The organism is Microbacterium sp. LMI13-1-1.1 (genome assembly GCF_040815625.1).
In the GTDB taxonomy this organism is placed as follows: Bacteria; Actinomycetota; Actinomycetes; order Actinomycetales; family Microbacteriaceae; genus Microbacterium; species Microbacterium forte.
Genome location: NZ_JBFPNL010000001.1, coordinates 613,464 through 634,241 on the forward strand (window position 1 = coordinate 613,464; position 20,778 = coordinate 634,241).

Sequence of the window (20,778 nt, forward strand, 5' to 3'; positions counted from 1 at the left end):
GACAAAGACGAGAGGGAAGAGCGCCGCGCCATGACAGATGCGACAAAAGACACGGTCGAGCTCGAGTTGGTCGAACTCGATCACTGGGGAATGATCACCAACGACGAAGATCTGGCGAATACCACGCCTCGCGAAGACCTTGCCATGTACGAGTTGTCGGAGAACGACACAGGGTCGGAGTACCACCTGACGTCGGAGTCCCTTCCTCGCGACGGCGTCCCGGCAGGTAAGTACTTCCATGTCCGGTGGACAAGCCACACCGTGTATCCGGGGGTCACCAGCAGCGTCTACCTCTACCTGCCGCACGGCGCTGAGGAAGCAGATTCGGTCAACCTGGTGGTCTTCCTCGACGGACTCGACTACGTGGCCGAGAAGGTCCGCGCCACTACCGTCTTAGACAACCTGGTCCACAGCGGAGAGATCCCAATGACCGTGGGTCTGTTCCACAACCCCGGAGAGACGGGGCCCGGGTACCCGATCTACGGGGGAAACACGAACCGAGGTGTGGAGTACGACACGGTGAACGACAGCTTCGCCCGCTACCTGGTCGAGGAGCTACTGCCGGTCGTGCGCAGCAAGGTCGCACTCACCTCCGATCCGAAGGGGCGTGTGATCTGCGGGTTCAGCTCCGGTGGTGCCGGCGCCTTCACCGCCGCGTTCCATCGACCTGACCAGTTCGGGAACGTGATCTCGCATTGCGGGAGCTTCATCAGCATCCTCGGCGCGAACAACCTGCCCGGCATGGTCCGTCAGACGCCACGCAAGCCCATCCGTGTCTGGCATCAATCAGGCAGCCGCGACGTCGACATCATCTTCGGCAACATCCCGATCGCCAACCAGGACCTTGATGCCGCTCTGAAATATCGCATGTACGACTCGATGTACGTGTTCGGCACCGGGGGGCACACGCTCGCGCATGCCGGTGCCGTGCTTCCCCAGACGCTCCGCTGGATCTTTCGTGACCAGGTGGTCGAGCGATGAGCACGCATGCCGATGCCAAGATCGTGGCCGATCGCCCCGCGGAGGCGTCGGCGTCAGTCATCGTGGACTTCGATGTGCCTGTGCCGATGCGCGATGGAGTCATTCTCCGGGCAGACGTCTACAGCCCCGCTTCGGGAGGTCCGTGGCCGACTCTGGTGGTGCGCACCCCCTACAACAAGAGCGGCGCTGCAGACAATCTCTGGAATGGCTTCTCGCCCACGGAGGTCGCCCGCAGGGGATTCATCATGGTGATCCAAGACGTCCGCGGCCGATACGCCTCCGAGGGCGACTGGGCGCCGCTGCAGCACGAGAGTCTCGATGGTGCGGATACCATCACCTGGGCTGCCGGCCTGCCGCGTTCTACCGGGAGCGTGGGCATGTTGGGCGGAAGCTATTGCGGTCATACGCAGTGGCGGGCCGCGATCGAGCAGCCCCCGGCATTGAAGGCGATCACACCGCTGATGACGTGGTCCGAGCCGCGCGAGGCCCTCGTTGCGCGTGGCGGTGCGACTCAGATCACCGTGATCGCGTCCTGGTCGTTGTCCGCCGGATTCGACTGGTTGAGTCGTCAAGGGTTGGCTGAGGGCGAGCTTTCCTCTCGCATGCGGGCGCTGATCGACGATCTCGACTCGATCGAGGAGCACGGCTTCTGGCCGCTGCCCGCCGCGGATCTGCCGGTGCTTCGGCGACACCGCGCGCCGATGTTCGTCGACCCCCGATCTGCCACTGACATCGAGGCGACACAGCACATGCGCATCGCCGGGCGTCATTCCCGTGTGCAGGTTCCGAGCCTCAACACGGGCGGCTGGTACGACAGCTGCGTGCAAGGAACCATCGACGCCTTCGTGGCGATGCGCGAACACGGACGCGAGTCCCGTCTGATCATCGGACCGTGGACGCACGTGGATTTCGGAAGCCGGATCGGAGTGCAGGACTTCGGCATCATGTCTTCGCGAGACGCGGGCGTCCACCCGCACGGGAGCTGGAGTGACGAGGTGTTGGCATTCCTTCATCGTCACCTCACCTCCGACGAGGCACCGGAGCAGGGCTCGCCGGTCAGAATCTTCGTGATGGGACGCAATGTGTGGCGCGACGAGGAGGCCTGGCCGCTCGCGCGCGCCCGAGCCGAGCGCTGGAACCTGCAAGCGGACGGCACGCTGAGCACATCGGCACCGTTCGTCGAGGATGCCGCGAGCACGGTGATCTACGACCCGGCTGATCCGGTGCCCACTCGCGGGGGGCCGATCGGGGTCGGACCCGGACGGGGGCCTCAGGATCAGGCGACGGTCGAGGCGCGACCCGACGTGCTCGTCTTCACCTCGGACGTGCTCGAACAGGATCTCGAGGTCACCGGGCCCATCCGGGTGACGTTGCACGTGCAGAGCTCGGCCCCGTCGACCGACTGGATCGCGCGTCTGTGCGATGTGGACAACCACGGGCGATCGCTGAATCTGACGGACGGTATCCTGCGCGTCGAGCGTGGCGCGGATGAGGTCCAGAAGATCGAGATCGATCTGTGGTCGACGAGCAACGTGTTTCTCGCCGGGCATAGGATCAGAGTCCAGATCGCCAACAGCTGCTTCCCACGCTGGGACCGCAATCTGAACACCGGCAATCAGGACGGCGGAGACTTCGTGTCGGCGCGTCAGACGCTATTCCACGACGTTGATCGCGCATCCTTCATCACGTTGCCCGTTGTTCCCGAATCTTGACCCCCGGCTCGTCCCGAGCAGCGAAGCTTGCCGGGACGAGCACACGTGAGAGCGGCCGCCGAAGTACTCGGCGGCCGCTCTCGTAGCCGGGTCCAGTCCGCGCGCGGAATCCGCTACCGGACTAGCGCCACCGCTTCCGCCTCGATGCGCATCCCTGGCGTCCCGAACCGGGGAACCTGCACGATCACGCTGGCGGGTCGATTGTCCCCGAGGAACTCGCGGCGCAGGTCGGACAGCGACGCGACGTCGTCGATGTCCGTCAGGAAGATGGTTAGCCGCAGGATGTGACCAGGCGACGAACCGGCGGCATCCAGCACGCGCCGTAGCCGCTCGAAGACGAATCGGGCCTGGACCTCGAAGTCGTCGGACAAGAGATTCCACTCATCGTCCACTGGCATCTGCCCCGTGGTGTAGACGACCCCGTTGGCGGTGACCGCATCGGAGTAGAGCTGCGACTCCCGCGGCGGTGATGCGTTGATGTTCTTGCGATTCATGATGCTCCAGAGTGCTGTTTCGGCGTGAGGGCTGTCGGTGAAGGTCTCGCCGAACTCAGCGAGAGCCGGCTTCGACGTGGCGGTAGAAGTCGATGTGCTCGGGTGCCGGCGGGGTTCGGCCGAGAATGCTGTCCGCCGCTTTCTCCGCGATCATCATGACCGGAGCGTAGAGATTGGCGTTCGGAATGGAGGGGATCACCGAGGCATCCACCACACGCAGACCCTCGACGCCGTGCACGCGGAACGTGCGGGGATCGACGACCGACAGCTCGTCGGAGCCCATTTTGCAGGTTCCACACGGGTGGTAGGTGGTCTCTGCGTCCTGTGCCACCCAGTCCAGGATCTCTTCGTCCGTCTCGACCCCGGGACCCGGCGACAGTTCGCCGCCGTTGAACGATGCGAAGGCCGGTTGGTTCATGAGCTCTCGCGTCACGCGCACACCGTCGATCCACTCGCGACGGTCTCGCTCAGTGCTCAGATAGTTGAACTCCGCGACCGGTTGTTCGAGTGGGTCGGCGCTGCGCAGGGTAATGCGACCTTTGGACTCAGGCTGCTGCGGGCCGAGATTGATCTGGTAAGCGTGCGGCGTCGGAGCCGGTGTTCCGTCGTTGCGCACGCCGAGCGTGAGCATCGTGAGCATCAGGTTCGGGATAGGGGCGTCGTCGAAGGAACGCACGAATCCGCCGCCCTCGAAGTGGTTGGACGCGGCGGGCCCCTTCTTCCCGAACAACCAGCGCAGGCCCGTCAGCGGGTACGTCCACTTCTTGACCACGCTCTGGTTCGAGACCGGACGCTTGCAGTCGAACATGATGAACGCCTCCAGGTGATCCTGGAGATTCTCGCCGACGCCGGGAAGATCGGCGACGACGTCGATTCCGAGTCGCTGCAGGTCCGCCGCCCGGCCCACTCCCGAGAGCTGGAGCAGTTGAGGGGAGTTGTACGCACCGCCACTGAGGATGGTCTCCGCGCCGCGGACGATCTGTCGCGCACGGGATCGGCCCCGTCGGACGAACTCCACGCCGACCGCGCGCTGGTTCTCGAAGACGATGCGCGTGACCTGAGCGCCGCTGATCACCGTCAGATTCTTTCGGTGCTTCACCGGGGCGAAGTAGGATCGGGCGGCATTGTGGCGCTCGCCGTCCTCGATGTTCGAGTCGAACGAGGCGAATCCCTCCTGTCTGTACCCGTTCACATTGTCGACGACTTCGTAGCCGGACTGCCGAGCGGCGTCGAAGAGCGCATCGAAGAGCGGGTTGCGCTTCCCGTCATGGTGATGCTGGTGCACGGGGATCGGCCCCGTTCTCCCGCGGTATGAGCCGCTCGGGTCAGACCCGTGGAAGGCCTCGATCCGCTTGAAATAGGGGAGCACGTGCGCATAGTCCCATTCCGTGGCGCCGGTCTCGCTTGCCCACCGGTCGTAGACGAGAGGGTTGGCGCGCTGGTAGAACATCCCGTTGATCGAGCTGCTTCCACCCATGACCTTGCCGTGATAGTGGTCGATGCGACGGCCGTGGAGTCCAGGCTCAGGCTCCGATTTCGTGCGCCAGTCGTACAGAGGGTGGCCCATGAGGAACAGGAACGCCGCGGGTACTCTGATCGGCACATCGAACCAGGAGTACCTGTGCCCTGCTTCGAGGACGAGGACCTTGTTGGCTGGGTCCTCACTGAGCCGGTTGGCGAGCACACAGCCGGCGGACCCTCCTCCAACGATGATGTAGTCGTAGGTATCCACCTTCATTGCCTTCTCCTCTCGTCCGTCCTCGGGGTGGCGTAGCTGCGGCACGACGCTCGAGAATCGGAGATCTGCACTCACACTGCTCGTCCCGGGCCTCGAGTGGTCTTGGGATCTTTACGAATAGGGCGATTCGTCGTGAGTGATGGTCCGATGGTCAGAGGTCGTCGTGTCGCATCTCATATTCTTCGCGGGGTTCGGAATTTCTCCAACGCCGGCGTCGTCGACATCTGTGGACAATGAAGAAGGTCGATGTCGGAGCGGCATCACCCGCTGCGAGCGGATGACCCGACGAGGCACGGTCCACTCCAGTGCGACCGGATTCGTACACGACGAGGAGATTGTGATGACCCAGACCATCGAGACCCTGCTCACCTTTACGGAGCCCTATTCCGGCGTCGAGGAAGACCAGACCGCTTCCGAAGTGGTCAACCCCGCATCCGGAGAGATCATCGCACGGTTCCCGGTCGCCGGAGCCGATGAGGTGGACGCTGCGGTCGCTCGCGCCACGGTCGCCTTCGCGTCGTGGGGACACACCACCCCCGCCGAGCGCGCTGCCGTGCTGCTGAAGATCGCCGATGCCGTGGAGCGCGAGACCGAGGAGTTCGCAGCGATCGAGAGCCTCAACGTCGGGCTTCCCATCGCCGATGTGCGTGACTTCGTCGTGCCGACGGTCGTCGATGTCCTCCGGTTCTTCGCGGGGGCGGCTCGGATCTCCACGGTGCCGGGAGTAGATGAGTACGACGGAGAGAGCACCTCCTGGGTTCGCCGTGAGCCGCTCGGAGTCGTCGGACTGATCACCCCGTGGAACTATCCACTCCTGATGGGGGCCTGGAAGATCGCGCCGGCGCTCGCCGCGGGAAACACCCTCCTGCTCAAGCCTGCTACCGTCACGCCGTTGAGCACGATCAAGCTGGTCGAGATCGCAAACCGCTTCCTTCCCGAGGGCGTCGTCAACCTGATCCTCGGGAGCGGAGCCGCGGGGACCGCGATGGCCGAGCACCCCGGCATTCGAAAGATCGCCTTCACCGGGGCGACCTCGACCGGAAAGTTCGTGGCCTCGGTCGCAGCCAAGACGGTGAAGAAGGTCGGACTCGAACTCGGAGGGAAGGCGCCCGTCCTGGTCTTCGCGGACAGCCCGATCCGTGAGACGGCGCGGGATCTCGTGATGGGCGGCTATTCGGGCGCTGGTCAGGACTGCACCGCCGCCTGTCGGATCATCGTCGAAGAAGCCGTCTACGAGGAGTTCGTGGAGGCCTACTCCGAGGAAGTCAGCAAGCTGGTGCTCGGGGATCCTGCAGACTCGGCCACGACGCTGGGACCGGTGATCTCCGAGAAGCAGATGGTATCCGTGCTCGGGTTCATCGAGCGCGCCCGCGCGGCGGGCAATACGGTCAAGCTGGGAGGGAAGCGCGCCGATCGGGCCGGCTGGTTCATCGAGCCGACCGTGATCACCGACGCCGCCCAGAGTGACGAGATCATCCAGAGCGAGGTCTTCGGACCCGTCGTGACGATTCAGTCCGCCGGCAGCGACGACGAGATGCTGCAACTCGCGAATGACGTGAACTTCGGACTCTCCGCAAGCGTGTGGACCACGAATCTCGCTCGAACGCTGCGGTTCAGTCGCGAGCTGCACTTCGGCACCGTCTGGGTCAACCAGCACACCCCGAACGTGTCCGAGATGCCCTTCGGGGGTTACGGCGAGTCCGGTTACGGCCGCGAGCTCTCGTTGCACGGGCTGGACGAGTACTCGCAGCTGAAGCACGTGATGGTCAAGCCCTCGGTCTAAGCCCCATCGAACGACGGAGAGATACAATGACCACGTATTCGCACGTACCCTCTGCGATGTCCGCAGTCCAGCTGACCGGTCACGGAGGGCTTGACCGTCTGGTGTACCGAACTGACGTTGCCACACCGAGCGCGTCCGTCGGTGAGGTGCTGGTCGAAGTTCGAGCGTGCGCGCTCAACAACACCGAGATCAACACACGAACCGGGTGGTATGACCGGGTGGTCGAGGAGTCGGTCTCCGAAGAGCTGGGACGGTCGGGCAGGAAAGACGACGCGGGCGCGACATGGAACAGCACAGCCATGTCGTTCCCCCGGATCCAGGGAGCGTCGGTCGCAGGCCAGATCGTCGCCGTCGGCGAGGGGGTCTCGTCCGCACGGATCGGGACCCGAGTGCTCGTCGATCCCTCCGTTCGCGACGCGAGCCTGCCGCGTCGGGCGCAGATCACCGAGTACCTCGGTGGTGACCGGGATGGTGGCTTCGCCGAGTACGTGTCGGTCCCCTCGGAGAATGCTCACGCGGTGCGCAGCAACCTGAGCGACATCGAGCTCGCGACGTTCCCCTGCTCGTACGACACGGCCGAGGAGATGCTCGCGCGCACCCAGCTGGATGCCGGCGAGACGGTTGTCGTGACGGGCGCCGCTGGCGGCGTCGGCACGGCGACGATCCAGCTGGCGCGTGCGCGAGGAGCGCGCGTGATCGCCATCGCGAGCGCGCCGAAGGAATCACGACTGCGTGCTCTGGGAATCGACGGCTTCGTGGATCGACAGGCGTATGATCTCGTCGCTGTGGTCGCAGACCTCGTCGGGATGCGAGGCGCGGACGTCGTCATCGACGTGGTGGGGGGAAGCATGTTCGAGAGCCTGCTGCTCATGCTTCGGCGCGGTGGACGGTACGCCTCTGCTGGTGCGATCGGTGGACCGATCAGCCGAATCGACCTGCGTGAGCTGGTTTACAAAGACCTGGAGATGCACGGGATCACGAACCCGAGCGCGGAGACCTTCATACGGCTGATCGGCCTGATCGAATCCGGAGAGATCAAGCCGTTGGTGGAGTCCGTCTATCCACTGTCCCAACTCCGTGCCGCTCAGGAGAGCATGCTCACCCGATCGCACATCGGCAAGATCGTCGCGGTCCCGGATCGGCTCGCCGAAGGGGCGCTCAAGGGCTGAGATCTCCGGATGCGCGCCCGTCGGCGACGAACCTCGGCGCCTTGTCGACGGTGAGCTCGGGGACGGGCGCGCTCCATTTCTCCACCTCGATCAGGGCGTGCTGAGCGGTGGTCCCCTGAGAGAGTCGTGATGCGGGGAGGTCGGCACTCAGAACGTTCGGATTCCCGTGCCGGCAGAACGATGGGTCGGCGGGATCGGGGTCGTACCAGGCACCTGTAGACAACTGGACGATGCCCTCGCGCAGAGCGTCGGAGACCTTCAGGCCGGCGAGGCAGGAGCCTCGGGCATTGAAGAGCCGGACCACGTCGCCGTCCTGAAGTCCACGCTGCCGCGCATCCGATGGATTCATTCGAACGGGCTCTCGGCCATGGATCTTGCTCGATTGGCTCGTGCTGCCGACATCCAGTTGACTGTGGAGCCTCGTCTTCGGCTGGTTCGAGATCAGATGGAGGGGATGTACCGCGTCGGCAGTGCCGAGCCACTCCCGCGGCTCGAGCCACACAGGGTGGCCTGGGCAGTCGTCGTAGCCGAAGGAGTCCACGGTCTCAGAGAAGATCTCGATCAGGCCGGAGGGCGTTCGCAACGGGTGGGCGACGGGGTCGTCCCTGAACGCCGAGAGAAGAACCTGTCGTTCGTCGATCAGCGGGATGTCGATGTGTTCACTCGCCCAGAAAGCATCGAACTCCGGCAGTTGCACACCGCGGGACGAGAGGCGCTGCTGCCATTCCTCGTAGAGGTGGCTCAGCCATTCCTGCGAGGTTCTCCCCTCGGAGAAGGGCGTCCGCATGTCGAGTCGCATCTCGAGCTCGGCGAAGATCGCGTAGTCGTCCTTCGCCTGCCCGGCAGGAACCGTCAGTGCCGGCATCGGAAAGAACTGCGGATCGTTCCTCCCTGCTCCGTAATCGTCGCGCTCGATCGACATGGTGGCCGGCAGAACGATGTCCGCGTGCCTGGCTGTGCTCGTCCAATGCGTCTCATGGACGATCACCGTCGAGGGTTTCTGGAACGCGCGACGGAACTTCGCCAGGTCCTGGTGATGATGGAAGGGGTTCCCGCCGACCCAGTAGATGAGATCGATGTCGGGGAATGTGACCTCGCGGCCGTTGAACGGAATGGTCGTGCCCGGCTCGAGCAGCATGTCGGAGATCCTGGCGACGGGGATGTATCGCGGCTCCGGGTTCCGCCCCTGCGGGAACGACGGAGGACTCGACACGCGTCGAGCGAGTCCCACATCCGCTGATGAGCCATAGCCGTGCTGGAAGCCGCCTCCGGGGAGGCCGATCTGGCCGAGCATCGCCGCGAGCGTGACCCCCATCCAGATCGGCTGCTCGCCGTGGTCCTGACGTTGCATCGACCAGGAGAGGTTGATCATGGTACGGCTCCTCGCCATCCGTCTGGCGAGTCCGAGGATAGTTGCAGCATCGATGCCGGTGAGCCCCTCGGCCCACTCGGGACTCTTCGCAATGCCGTCCACGCTGCCGCGCAGGTATGGGAGAAATCGCTCATAGCCGACCGTGTATCGGTGGATGAACTCGAGGTCGACGGCGTTCTCGGCATCGAGAACATAGGCGAGGGCGAGCATCAGGGCGGTGTCGGAGCCCGGTCGGGGAGCGATCCATTCACTTGATGCCTCGTTGAACGCATCATCGCGGATCGGAGTGATGTCGACGAAGTGGCAGCCGCGTGCACGAGCGTCGACGATTCCCTTTCGCGTCGTATGGCGCCCGATCCCACCGGGGCCCACTGCGGAATTCTTCTCCGACAAGCCTCCGAACGAGATGAAGAGCTCCGTGTGCTCCGCGATGACCTCCCACGTCGTCCCGCTCATCATGACGTCGGCGGGGGACGTTCCGATGACGTGCGGAAGGATCGCGCCGGACGTGCCGTAGCTGTAGTCGCCGACCGCCGAGACGTACCCGCCCAGACAGTTCAGGAACCTGTGTACTTGGCTTTGACCGTGGTGGAAGCGCCCAGCGCTCGACCACCCGTACGATCCTCCGTAGACGGCGGAGGATCCGATATCGGAGTACACGCGATTCAATTCGCCGGCTACCAGAGCGAGGGCTTCGTCCCAGCTCACCTCGACGAAAGGCTCGTCCCCGCGACCGGTGCCGCCCGGGCCGCGTTGCAGCCAGCCTTGACGCACCGCAGGCCGCAGCACGCGGGTCGGATGATGCTGGCTGGTCGCGACGTTGTCGATGATCCGGCGCGGGTCGGGGTCCTTGCTCCATGCGCGCGTGGACAGCGACTTCCCGTCGGATTCCGCTTCCAATACTCCGAAGTGGGTGAGGTGCCGATATCGCATCCGTCGCAGGTCCCGTCGTCGTCGCGTGAGAGCTGGCGGGCGCGCAAGCGCCCGCCGCTGATTCGACTATGCCTCAGGGCGAGGTGCGCCGACCGTTGTGGGATTCACCAACCCCATTTTCTCCGCTGGAGTATTACCAATGGTTGCCAAGTGTGACGCTCTTTACGGTTCAGACAAGGCTCGCGCAGCTGTATCTCCCGAAATCTCAGCTGCAACCGCCGCGCTGCGCAGTGGCAGCACACCCGAATCAGTGATGAACCGATCGTAGGAGAAGAAATGGCTACAGGATCGAAGACCACCACGAAATGGCTTGCAACGTTCGCGACCGGACTCATCGCAACCAGCATTCTGGCTGGTTGCACTCCGCAGGAGGCAAAGGGGCCGGCCACCGATGCGGTGGACGCAGACACCGCCGCCGCCCTCGAATCCGAGGGCACTATTCAGTTCGCGACACTGGGTGATCTCGAGCAGGATATTCAGGCGAATCTGATGACCGAGGTCATCAATGAGCTGGGAGGTGACGCGGAGGTCCTCCAGAGCGCCATCACCGAGACGATGGCCGCCATGTCGAAGGGCGAGCCCATCGTCTCGATGGTCTTCTGGAGATGGCAGACGCCGGATCTCTGGAACAAATACGTCGAGGAAGAAGGCACGGCCGTAGAGATCGGGACGACGGACTACGTCGGCGAAGAGGGGTGGTATGTCCCCACCTACGTCATCGAAGGTGACGAGGAGCGCGGTATCGAGGCCGCGTGCCCGCAACTCCCCGATTGGGAAGCGCTCAATGAGTGCACCGGCGTCTTCGCGACAGCGAAGACCGGCGAGAAGGGCCAGTACATGTCCGGCGCGGAGTCCTGGGCATTCGCATACGGCGATCCGCAACGCATCGAGAACCTCGATCTCGACTACGAGATGGTGTTCGCCGGGTCGGAGGCCGCGCTCTACGCCTCTTTGACCAGTGCCTACGAACAGGGAAAGCCCTGGTTGGGACTCATGTGGCGGCCGAACTATCTCACGCAGAAGTACGATCTGACGCGCGTCGAGTTCCCTGAATATTCAGAGGAATGCTGGGGTGAAACTTACGCGTGCCAGTGGCCGGAGACCACCATCTACCAGGTGGCGTCTTCCATCGTCGAGAAGGACCACCCCACGGCCTGGGGGATTCTCCAGAACTACGACCTCAACAACGAGCAGCTCCAGGAGATGCAGTTGCTGGTCATCGATGACGGTCTCACCCCCAAGGAAGCCGCTCAAGCGTGGATGGAGGACAACCGCGAGGTCTGGACCGGGTGGCTGTGACGGGCATTCGAGATCTCCATCTGTGAAGCAACGGGGCGGACGTGACGATCGGGCCTCGTCCGCCCCTCACGCTCTCTCCCTCAGCGGCGCAGTCACGGCTCGCTCGAATGTCCGACCTTGAGAGGAAGCCATCTTGGCGAACCACATCGACACCAAAACCCGCTCCCTCACGTACGCACTCGTAGCTGCGCTGGCACTCCTCGCCGTCGGCCTGACGGTGTGGGGGCCCAAAGAGTTTCCGGTGCAGTTCAGAATCCCGTTCGGCCAGGTCTTCGAGGAGGCATTCTCGAGCTTCGCAGAGGGAGCCCCCTGGGCCTATGAGCCCCTTGCCGACTTCCTTCAGGAGATGTTCGAAACGCTCCTGAGCGTCCTCAGCTCGATCTCGCCCGTCATTCTCAGCGCTGCGATCGTTCTGGGCCTCGCGTACTTCCGAGGCATTCGGCTGGCCTGCCTCGCTGGGGTCCTCTTCGCCTGGGTCGTGCTCGCCGGGCTCTGGGACTACACCATGCAGACCATCGCGTTCATGGCGGTGGCGGTGGCGGTGGCGTTCATCCTCGGAATTGCGGTCGGGCTCGTCGGGTCTATCGGTCCGCGCAGCAATGCGGTGGTGCGCGTGGTCCTGGATGCCATGCAGGCCTTCCCGGCCTTCGCCTACCTGGTCCCGGTCGTCTTCCTCTTCGGCACCGGCAATGCGGCTGCTCTCGTCGTCACGGTCATCTGGGCGATGCCGCCGCTCGCGAGAATGACGAGCGTCGGGCTGAGGAACGTATCGCCGGATACCGTCGAGTCGGCCATCTCGCTCGGAACGGGGCGGCGCAGGATGCTCTTCGACGTCAAGCTGCCTATGGCCGCACCGAGCATCCGAGCCGGCAGCAATCAGATGATCATGTACGGGATCAGCATGGCCACCATGGCGGCCCTCGTCGGCGCATCGGGGCTCGGCGCACCGATCTGGAGCGGATTGAACAGGCTCGCTCTCGGGGACGCGCTCCAGGCGGGAATCGCGCTCGTACTGTTCGCCATCATCGTCGACAGGGCGACGTCGGCACGCCCCGCGAAGATCGTTGCGCGAGCCACTGCTGATGACCCGGGCATCGTGCAGCGGATACTGCGATTCTTCGCTCCGCCATATGGACGCGCTCAGATCTATCTGGCCATCTTCCTTCTCGTGGTTGTCGCATCGCAGGTGTTCCGCGGTCCGTGGCAGTACTTCTCAGAACCGCCCTGGGGAACCGTCATCCGCCTCCGCCAACCGGTCGAACAAGTGGTGATCTGGATCACGACGGTGTGGGGGCCGTTCCTCGAGGGCGCGAGCGGCGTGGTGCAGGTGTACGGCCTCAATCTGCTCGGGAGCATCTTCGCCGTAACGCCCTGGATCCTGGTCGTCGCGATCACGGCGATCCTGGGAGTGCTCACGGTCGGGCGACTGCAGGGCCTCGTTCTCGGACTGGGCGTCTTCCTGATCGGTTGCCTGGGCATGTGGGACTCCGCGGCGCTCACGATGTCGGTCATTACCGTATCGCTGGCGCTGGTGATCCTCGTCGGATTCCCCCTCGGCGTGCTCATGGCGCTCAACGACAGAGCAGCCGCGATTCTGCGTCCGATCCTCGACGTCATGCAGACCCTCCCGATCTACCTGCTGGTCATTCCGGCCGTCATGCTGCTGGGAGTCGGAGAAGTCGCCGCGGTGCTCGCCACGTTCATCGCGGCGGTGCCGCCGATGATCCGCTTCACGAACGCAGGATTGCGCGAAGTGGACAGCGAGGTCGTCGAGGCGGCCCAGATCTCGGGCGCCACCCCCGGGCAGATCCTTCGTCAGGTTCGGATCCCGATGGGGATCCAGACCATCATGGTCGGTCTGAATCAAGCATTGCTGCTCGCCTTGGCCATGGCCGTCGTGAGCGCCATGATCGGAGCCCCGGGTCTCGGGGCGAACATCTTGACAGCGGTGAACCGGGCGCTTCTCGGCCTCGGCATGGAGGCGGGCCTTGCGATGTTCCTGCTCGGCGTCGTTCTCGACCGTCTCTTCAACGGCGCTGCGAAAGTCGCCGCGTCAGCCCAGCATTCGCCCAGCAAGTAGGAGTGAGGAAGAACAATGTCGCAGCAAATTCGGTTCCCGCTCACCGGCCGCATCCGCATCCCGACGGAACAGATCCGTCTTCCTGGCGCTGATCCCTCGGTCCCGGGGTCGACCATCAAGGTCCGTGACCTGTGGAAGATCTACGGACCGCATCCCGCACGTGCGCTGGAGCAATACCAGGCAGGCGCGGAGAACGTGCCGGACCACATGACCGCGGTCCGCGGCGTGTCCTTCGAGGTCCAACCCTGCGAGACGTTCGTGGTGATGGGGTTGTCGGGGAGCGGGAAGTCCACCCTGATCCGATGCATCTCGCGACTGATCGAACCCACGGCGGGACAGGTGGAGATCGATGGTCGGGATGTGATCGGTCTTTCGCGGAAGGATCTCTCCCAGCAACGTCGCGAGGACTGGGCGATGGTGTTCCAGCACTTCGGCCTTCTCCCTCACCGTCGTGTCCTTCAGAACGTCGCCTACGGTCTTGAGGTGGCCGGCGTTCCTCGCCGTGAGCGCGAGGAGCGGGCCGACCAGATGGTTCAACTCGTGGGGCTCGCAGGTGCCGAGAATAAGTACCCCAGTGAGCTGAGCGGTGGCATGCGCCAGCGCGTGGGTTTGGCCAGGGCGCTTGTGCAGAACCCGCGCCTCCTCCTCCTGGACGAGCCGTTCAGCGCACTCGATCCCCTGATCCGCACCGACCTGCAGGACGAACTCATGCGTCTCGCGCGAGCCGGCAGCCAGACTTCTGTGTTCATCACCCACGACCTCTCAGAGGCGCTGAAGGTGGGAGATCGCATTGCCATCATGCGCGACGGAGTTCTCGTGCAGGTGGGCACCCCGGAGGAGATCGTCCTGAAGCCCGCGGATGACTATGTCCGACGTTTCGCCGTCGAAGCTCCCCGAGCGAAGGTCGTTCGCGCTGAGACCATCGCCCGCAGGATGCCTGAGATCTCGGCGGACCTCTCCGGCGGCGCAGCGCTTTCGGCGTTGGCGCAACAGGGTGCGGCTGCAGCCATCGTGCGTCCCGACGCCCGTGCGCCGTTCGTCGTGACCGTGCTCGACCTCCTTGCGCCCGAGAACTCGGAGCGCAGCGTCGGATCGCTCGAGCTCTCGAGCGCGACAGTTCAGGGCGACACCCTCCTGGATCTGGTCATGCGGAAACTCACCGAGACGGGTCGCCCCGTGATCGTGGCCTCCGCGTCGGGTGAGATCTTGGGGACGGTCGATGACGCCGGGGCTGTCGAGGCTCTTGCCACCACCGTTGCGGGCAGCTGATCAGCCACAGCGAACGCAGAGATGAGGCCCGGATCGAAAGATCCGGGCCTCACCTCCTGTGCTCTAGCGGGAGAAGGTCACGTTGCGGTCCATCCGCCGTCGACTGCGAGAACCTGTCCATTCACGTACCCGGCTCCTTCGGAAGCGAGGAAGACGACGACCGCGGCGACTTCGCTGATCAGGCCGGAGCGCTTCGCGGGGATCAGGAAGTCGAGCAGCTCGGGGCTGGACACGCCGATTCCGCGCTGCTGCGAGGAGACGAGGTCTCCCAGGATCTCTTCCGAGGTGGCCCGCAGGTTCGTCCGGATCACTCCCGGAGCGACGACATTCGCCGTCACGCCGGACGGGCCGACATCCACGGCAAGCCGTCTGGTCATGCCTTCGATGCCGGCCTTGGATGCGGCGTAGGAGATCCCGTCTGCCGCACCGCGCTGGCCCGCGACGGAGCCGACCGTGATGATCCGGCCGGACTTCTGCTCGGTCATGTGCTGTGCCGCTACGCGGGATCCGTAGAAGGAGCCGGAGAGGTTGATGGCGAGGACCTTGCTCCACAGTTCCGGAGACGTCTCGAGGACGTCTGCGTATCCGTCGAAGATCCCCGCGGAGTTCACCCAGACGTCGAGACTGCCGCCCTCGGCCACGATGTTCTCCGCGAGCCGCTCCAGCGCGGCGATGTCGGTGACGTCGACGACCTGCGTCCGCAGCTGCGCGGTATCGGGCAGATCGGTCTCCGTCTCACGCAGTCGTTCCTCCGAGAGGTCCGTCGCCCAGACGGTGTAGTCCGCCGCGAGGAGGGCTTCGACGATGCCTCGGCCGATACCGGAGCCCGCCCCTGTCACAACTGCATTCCTGTTCGTCATAGCCGTCAGCGTATGCCGATGCGCGTCGCGCTGGCGTCGTGGTAATTGATATCGGTGATGGCGATCGTATGAATAGTTACGAGGCGGGCTTCACCGATGTCCTCGAAACTTGGGGAAGGGGAGGCGTCAGGTCTAGTTCGCACGCCGCATCCCGAACGCAGGACTCCACGCAGGTCTGCGATGGAGCGGGAGTCGGCAGCGGTTCATACTCGAAGGTAAGGACCGACGCGCGACCAGCATGAATGAACGGAGCCGCTAGATGATTCTGGACAAGGCCGATGTCGTCGTCGTGGGCGGCGGGATCGTGGGTATCTCGACCGCGTACTTCCTCGCATCCAAGGGGCATAGCGTCGTCGTGGTCGAAGCGCGCGAGATCGCGTTCGGTGCGTCAGGCCGGAACATGGGTTTCCTCCACATGCATAATCGGGCGGCCGGCTACCAGCTCGAGTTCTCGCGGGCGGGCCGGGCCCTCTATGACGGTTTCTCCGACCTGCTCGGACCCAGCTTCGAATACCGCGCCAATGGTGCGATGACCTACTTCTTCACAGACGATCAGAAACAGGTCTTCAAGGAGTTCGTCGAGATGCGTCAGGGCCAGGGCGTCGCGATGGAGCTGCTTGATGCTCAACAGGCTCATGATGCGGCGCCGATACTGCCGCCGAACGTCATCGGAGCCACGTTCTCACCGGAGGATGGACAGATCCGAACCCCGAAGTTCGTGCGGGCGCTCGCTCAGGAGTGCATCCGGCTGGGTGTGCGGATTCGGGAGAACAACCCGGCGCTCGGTCTTCTGCGATCCGGAGGCGTCGTGAAGGGCGTACGCACACTTTACGGAGACATTCCCGCAGACCGGGTCGTGTGGTGCGGAGGCGCTTGGAGCACGATGCTCAGCGCAGAAGAGATCGAAGTTCCGATCAAGACCGAACGTCTCGGCGGAATCATGCTGGGAGAGGTCGAGGAGCACCTCGACAAGATCCTGAACGGTCCTCTCGCCGTCAAGCAGTACTCCTTCTACCGAGAGCTCCCGAGCTACAAGGATGAGTACTTCACCGAGCCGTATGAGGACCCGAGCCAAGGAATCGAGCACCTCGAAGTCGTCTCCAAGACCGAGAACGGGAACCTGTTCATCGGCTGCCCCATGGACTATCCGGACCAGCTGGATGACAGGATGCCGTTGAGTGGACTGAAGATGGCCATCGACGCGCTTCTGCAGACCTTCCCCAACTACGCGTCCCTGGGGGTCGAACGTGCATGGACGGGCCTGATCCCGGCGACTGCCGATGCGATGCCGATCCTCGACGAGGTGGATTCCGCGCCGGGGCTGGTGATCGCCACCGGGCACGTCTTCGGCAACCTGGCAGGCCCCATCACGGGCAAGCTGGTCGCCGAGCTGATCTCGGAAGAGACCTTGAGCCTTCCGATCGATGAGCTCGCGCTCGACAGGCCGGCCCTCGCGAATCCCGACGGTGTAATCCGCTGGTAACGCGCGAGACGATAAAGGGGGCGCCGCTCGAGAATCTTCTCGGGCGGCGCCCCCTTTAGACGGCGAAGCGTGCGGATCAGTCGGCCGTCCAGGCATCCGCCAGCGCGGTGAGGGTCGGGAACCAGACGTCGTCATACGCGGCCACGTGCTCAATGAACGCCTCGAGCATCAGGAGATTGTGAGCGCGCCCGATCGTCTGGGGGTGCAGAGTGATCGTCATCGCACCACCGGGGTGACGCTCGCGCCCGAAGGTGAACGTCTTGATCCAGCGGTCGAGCACGGCATCGTTGCTCTGCATGAGAGGACTGCCGTTGAACGATTCGAGCTCCGGGAAATCGTCGAGAGCCCAGTAGACCGGCAGTTCGACGATCGACGACGGCCCGGAGAAGACGTTCGCGGACTCCCGATTCAGCTCGGTGACGATGCGCGGATGGTATGGATCGAAGTCACGCCCCATTAGAGACGAGTCCCACCGGAACCCCAGCTCCTCCAGGAGCGAGATGGTGTTGATCGTGATGTCGAGAGCGGGGGAGCGGTAGCCGCTCGGCGTCCTGCCGATGAGTGCGGAGTGGAGCTCGAGCTGCAGCTCGAGGAGCCGCCGCTCCTCGTCTTTCTCCAGCTTGGGAACGTACTCGTGATAGACGCCGTGCGCGGCGATCTCGTGGCCGGCCTCCACCACCGCCGCCACAGCATCCGGGAAGGTCTGCATCGTGTGGGTCGGGACGCACCAGGTGGTGGTGATCCCGGCGTTCTTGAAGGTCTCGAGCAGCCGTGGTGCTCCGACCAGCGCCCCGAACTCCCCGCGCGAGAGATTGGTTTGGGACGTCGACCTGAAGGTTCCCGTCCAGACGCTCTGTGCGTCGAAGTCGGGGCTGAGGACAACGGCGAATCTTTTTCCTTCGGGCATGAGGATCGGCATGTTGTCTACCGCTCAATCCAGCGCAACTGCAGCGTTCTTGAAGAGCATGACGGCCCACTCTCCGCGCTGACAGACGTGTCCGTCCTGATTGACGATCTCGACCTCTGAGAGAGCGATCCCTCGATCGGTGTTCGAGGAGGAGGGTCTCAGATCTGAGATCACCTCGCGGACATGGACGGTGTCGCCGATGAAGATGGGCGCCGACATCTTCCAGCGATTGATTCCCAGGAAGGCCACCGCAGATCCCATCTTCCATCCCAGACGCATCTCGAGCCCGAAGGCCAGTGCGAGCGCTCCCGGCCCGTGCAGGATGCGCTGGCCGAACTGCGAGAGCTTGGCATACTCGGCGTTCGTGTGCAGAGGATGCATATCGCCGGTCCACGTGGCGAAAGTGACGATGTCGGACTCCGTGATGGTTCGACCCTCGGACTTCCAGCTGGTGCCGATCTCAAGGTCGTCGAAGTACCTGATCATCGGGTTGGCCGTAGCGACTGACGTCATGTCACATTCCTTTGTGTGTCTTCGAAAAGCATCCCTAGGATGCTCAAGTTACGGAAGCCTCACTGCGGCACGCACTGTGAACAACCTCAAGCCGGTGTCGATCTGTCGTGAAAGTTCCAGCGCATCGGGTCGTCGCGCGCAGCACCATTGAGATGGTCGAAGACGGTCCGAGCGCAGATGCCGGCCGAGATTCGCGCGATCACAGGTGGCAGCCACGACGGCGTCGCCGCCACGGAGGTGTAGTCATGGGAGCAGAGAAGTACTGGCAAACCAACGTCAGTGTGCTGTCCGAAGGGGGGGTGGGCATCCGAGGCTTCTCACTCACCGAGCTCATCGGCGGGGCCGGATTCACGGAATCCGTGTTTCTCCTGATTCGAGGCATTCTCCCCACCCCTGGTCAGGCCAGAGCGCTCGACGCGATCCTGAACGCGGTCCTCGACTACGGGCTGGAGAAGCCGGGTACGGTCGCCGCTCGCTACGCCGTGTCGGCGAACCCGTCGATGGCCGTCGGGCTCGCAAGTGCTTGCCTCGCAGTCGGCGAGAATACGCTGGCGACGGAGTTCACCGGTCGATTCATCCGCGACACCCACGCGGAATTCTTCGCTTCCGGACTCGGCATCGCCGATTTTGCTCGCCTAAAGGTCGATCAGATCCGCCGAGAAGGGAAGAGGATTCCCGGCTTCGGGCATCCGACATTCCGTTTCGTCGATCCCCGCGCCGCGAAGATCCGCACGATCGCCGTAGCCGAGGGGCTCTGGGGCGAGCGCGCAGAGGTGTACGAAGCTGTGCACAGGGCATTCGTGGAGATTCCCGGCAAGGAACATTTCTGCATCAATGATGTCGGCGCAGTAGCCGCCGTCATTGACGCGCTCGGATTCACGCCGGAGGAAGGAACGGGTCTCGCCGTGCTATCGACGATGCCCGGGTTGATCGCGCACATCTCGGAAGAATTGCAAGCGCGCGTGCCGATTCGCATCGTGCCTCGCGAGGACGTCGACTACGACGACAGCCTCGGAATCAGGAGCGATCTCGCTGCTGCTCGACGAGACCTGGGATGGACCATAGCGGACATCGCATGATCTCCTCCCTCCCCCTCACCCAACGAAAGGACATTCCGTGAAGACCGCAGTCACCGAAAGATTCGGTATCGAGCACCCCATTTTCTCAGCCGGCATGGCGCGCGTCGCGCAAGCAGAGCTCACCGCCGCTGTCAGCAACGCAGGAGGGATGGGCTGCCTCGGAGGCGTCAGCTACATGCCCGAGGCGCTGGTCGCCGAGATCGAGAAGATCAACGCTCTCACCGACAAGCCGTACGCCATCAACCTCCTGTTGCCAGACTCGCTGACCACAGAGGACGACTCGGCGTGGGCGCCTGTACGGGAGCTGTGGGGGCATCTCTCCGAGGAAGAACGTGGGAAGATGGCGGGCGTCGAGGCGCTCCTCACCCAGGGCGCGGTGGCGGATCAGGTCGAGATCGTACTTGACGCAGCCCCCGCGGCCGTTACCCTGACATTCGCCGCACCGGACTGGTTCATGAAGGAATGCAAACAGCGCGGAATCGCGACCATCGCGCTCGCAGGGTCTGTCGGAAAGGCGCGCGAGTACGCTGCGGCGGGCGTGGACTTCATCGTCGCTCAGGGAACTGAGGCGGGCGGGCACACGGGCTATGTCACGACGATGACGCTGGTGCCCGCGATCGTCGATGCGGTCGATATCCCGGTGATCGCGGCCGGCGGAATCGCCGACGGACGCGGACTCGCCGCGGGGCTCGGTCTCGGAGCCTGCGGGGCGTGGGTGGGCACGCGGTTCATCGCCACTCCCGAGGCGTACGGGCACGATGCTTTCAAACAGCGCGTCATCGACGGTCGCTTCCAGGACACCACGATCACCTTCTCGTACAGCGGTAAGAGGATGCGTGCGTTCTCGAATGAATGGACGCAGCGTTGGGAGGGTGAGGGCGGCGACGAGCGAGGCTTCCCCGCGCAGTACGCCGTCGCGGGGGCCCGTGTCGAGACCGGGTACCAGGACGGCGACCTGCAGGAGGGGATGATGCCAGTCGGACAGACGCTCGGTCTGGTGCACGAGATGCTGCCCGCTGGAGAAGTGGTGCGCCGGATGTCGGCCGAGGCTGATCAGATCATTCGCGGTCTGGCCGAGCGCGTAGGTTAGGCGACGACGGCGATGA

16 protein-coding genes are annotated in these 20,778 nt (G+C 64.1%); 10 read left to right on the plus strand and 6 right to left on the minus strand.

Annotation, left to right across the window (positions count from 1 at the left end; genetic code table 11):
- Positions 1-30: 30 nt before the first annotated feature.
- Both MRBLMI13_RS02935 and MRBLMI13_RS02940 read left to right on the plus strand, forming a co-directional pair.
- The gene (locus MRBLMI13_RS02935) at positions 31-981 is read left to right on the plus strand and encodes an alpha/beta hydrolase (protein WP_367820599.1); all 951 of its coding nucleotides are present in this window, start codon (positions 31-33) and stop codon (positions 979-981) included.
- Entirely contained in the window at positions 978-2,693 is a 1,716-nt protein-coding gene (locus tag MRBLMI13_RS02940; RefSeq protein ID WP_367820597.1) for a CocE/NonD family hydrolase, read from the plus strand. Before MRBLMI13_RS02935 ends, MRBLMI13_RS02940 begins: the two co-directional genes overlap by 4 nt.
- 113 nt (positions 2,694-2,806) lie before the next feature.
- Here MRBLMI13_RS02940 and MRBLMI13_RS02945 read toward each other — a convergent pair whose 3' ends face one another.
- Complete coding sequence (locus MRBLMI13_RS02945) at positions 2,807-3,187, minus strand: RidA family protein (protein ID WP_367820595.1); 381 nt, start codon at positions 3,185-3,187, stop codon at positions 2,807-2,809.
- Positions 3,188-3,242: 55 nt separating this feature from the next.
- A complete protein-coding gene (locus MRBLMI13_RS02950; protein ID WP_367820593.1) occupies positions 3,243-4,925 on the minus strand; it encodes a choline dehydrogenase in 1,683 nt (560 codons plus the stop codon).
- Between the two features lie 340 nt (positions 4,926-5,265).
- On the opposite strand from MRBLMI13_RS02950, the gene MRBLMI13_RS02955 reads away from it, so the two are divergent.
- Complete coding sequence (locus MRBLMI13_RS02955) at positions 5,266-6,708, plus strand: aldehyde dehydrogenase family protein (protein WP_367820591.1); 1,443 nt, start codon at positions 5,266-5,268, stop codon at positions 6,706-6,708.
- A gap of 56 nt (positions 6,709-6,764) precedes the next feature.
- Positions 6,765-7,877 (plus strand): alcohol dehydrogenase family protein, encoded by a 1,113-nt coding sequence (locus MRBLMI13_RS02960; protein WP_367820589.1) that lies wholly within the window; start codon positions 6,765-6,767, stop codon positions 7,875-7,877.
- Here the strand turns inward: MRBLMI13_RS02960 and MRBLMI13_RS02965 are convergent.
- Positions 7,867-10,182: a molybdopterin-dependent oxidoreductase gene (locus MRBLMI13_RS02965; RefSeq protein ID WP_367820587.1), complete on the minus strand. Its 2,316-nt coding sequence runs from the start codon at positions 10,180-10,182 to the stop codon at positions 7,867-7,869. The two genes, MRBLMI13_RS02960 and MRBLMI13_RS02965, sit on opposite strands and share 11 nt — an antisense overlap.
- 276 nt (positions 10,183-10,458) lie before the next feature.
- Between MRBLMI13_RS02965 and MRBLMI13_RS02970 the strand changes: the two genes are divergently transcribed.
- The 3 genes from MRBLMI13_RS02970 (at position 10,459) to MRBLMI13_RS02980 (ending at position 14,830) form a co-directional block, all read left to right on the plus strand.
- Positions 10,459-11,481 carry a glycine betaine ABC transporter substrate-binding protein gene (locus MRBLMI13_RS02970; RefSeq protein WP_367820585.1) on the plus strand — a complete coding sequence of 341 codons (1,023 nt, stop codon included), beginning with the start codon at positions 10,459-10,461 and terminating at the stop codon, positions 11,479-11,481.
- A 133-nt stretch (positions 11,482-11,614) separates the two neighbouring features.
- Positions 11,615-13,561 carry an ABC transporter permease gene (locus tag MRBLMI13_RS02975; protein ID WP_367820583.1) on the plus strand — a complete coding sequence of 649 codons (1,947 nt, stop codon included), beginning with the start codon at positions 11,615-11,617 and terminating at the stop codon, positions 13,559-13,561.
- A 15-nt stretch (positions 13,562-13,576) separates the two neighbouring features.
- The gene (locus tag MRBLMI13_RS02980) at positions 13,577-14,830 is read left to right on the plus strand and encodes a quaternary amine ABC transporter ATP-binding protein (RefSeq protein WP_367820581.1); all 1,254 of its coding nucleotides are present in this window, start codon (positions 13,577-13,579) and stop codon (positions 14,828-14,830) included.
- Positions 14,831-14,907: 77 nt separating this feature from the next.
- Here the strand turns inward: MRBLMI13_RS02980 and MRBLMI13_RS02985 are convergent, their stop codons facing one another.
- Entirely contained in the window at positions 14,908-15,690 is a 783-nt protein-coding gene (locus tag MRBLMI13_RS02985) for an SDR family NAD(P)-dependent oxidoreductase (RefSeq protein ID WP_367820579.1), read from the minus strand.
- Between the two features lie 259 nt (positions 15,691-15,949).
- Between MRBLMI13_RS02985 and MRBLMI13_RS02990 the strand changes: the two genes are divergently transcribed.
- Entirely contained in the window at positions 15,950-17,173 is a 1,224-nt protein-coding gene (locus tag MRBLMI13_RS02990) for an NAD(P)/FAD-dependent oxidoreductase (RefSeq protein WP_367820577.1), read from the plus strand.
- A 76-nt stretch (positions 17,174-17,249) separates the two neighbouring features.
- On the opposite strand, the gene MRBLMI13_RS02995 is transcribed toward MRBLMI13_RS02990, so the two are convergent.
- Positions 17,250-18,092, minus strand: a complete 843-nt coding sequence (locus tag MRBLMI13_RS02995; RefSeq protein WP_367820575.1) for a polysaccharide deacetylase family protein — start codon at positions 18,090-18,092, stop codon at positions 17,250-17,252.
- Positions 18,093-18,104: 12 nt separating this feature from the next.
- Complete coding sequence (locus MRBLMI13_RS03000; protein ID WP_367820573.1) at positions 18,105-18,593, minus strand: MaoC/PaaZ C-terminal domain-containing protein; 489 nt, start codon at positions 18,591-18,593, stop codon at positions 18,105-18,107.
- Between the two features lie 245 nt (positions 18,594-18,838).
- On the opposite strand from MRBLMI13_RS03000, the gene MRBLMI13_RS03005 reads away from it, so the two are divergent.
- Together MRBLMI13_RS03005 and MRBLMI13_RS03010 are read left to right on the plus strand one after the other, a co-directional pair.
- Entirely contained in the window at positions 18,839-19,672 is an 834-nt protein-coding gene (locus MRBLMI13_RS03005) for a citryl-CoA lyase (RefSeq protein ID WP_367820571.1), read from the plus strand.
- A 37-nt stretch (positions 19,673-19,709) separates the two neighbouring features.
- Positions 19,710-20,762: an NAD(P)H-dependent flavin oxidoreductase gene (locus MRBLMI13_RS03010; protein ID WP_367820569.1), complete on the plus strand. Its 1,053-nt coding sequence runs from the start codon at positions 19,710-19,712 to the stop codon at positions 20,760-20,762.
- Positions 20,763-20,778 lie beyond the last annotated feature (16 nt).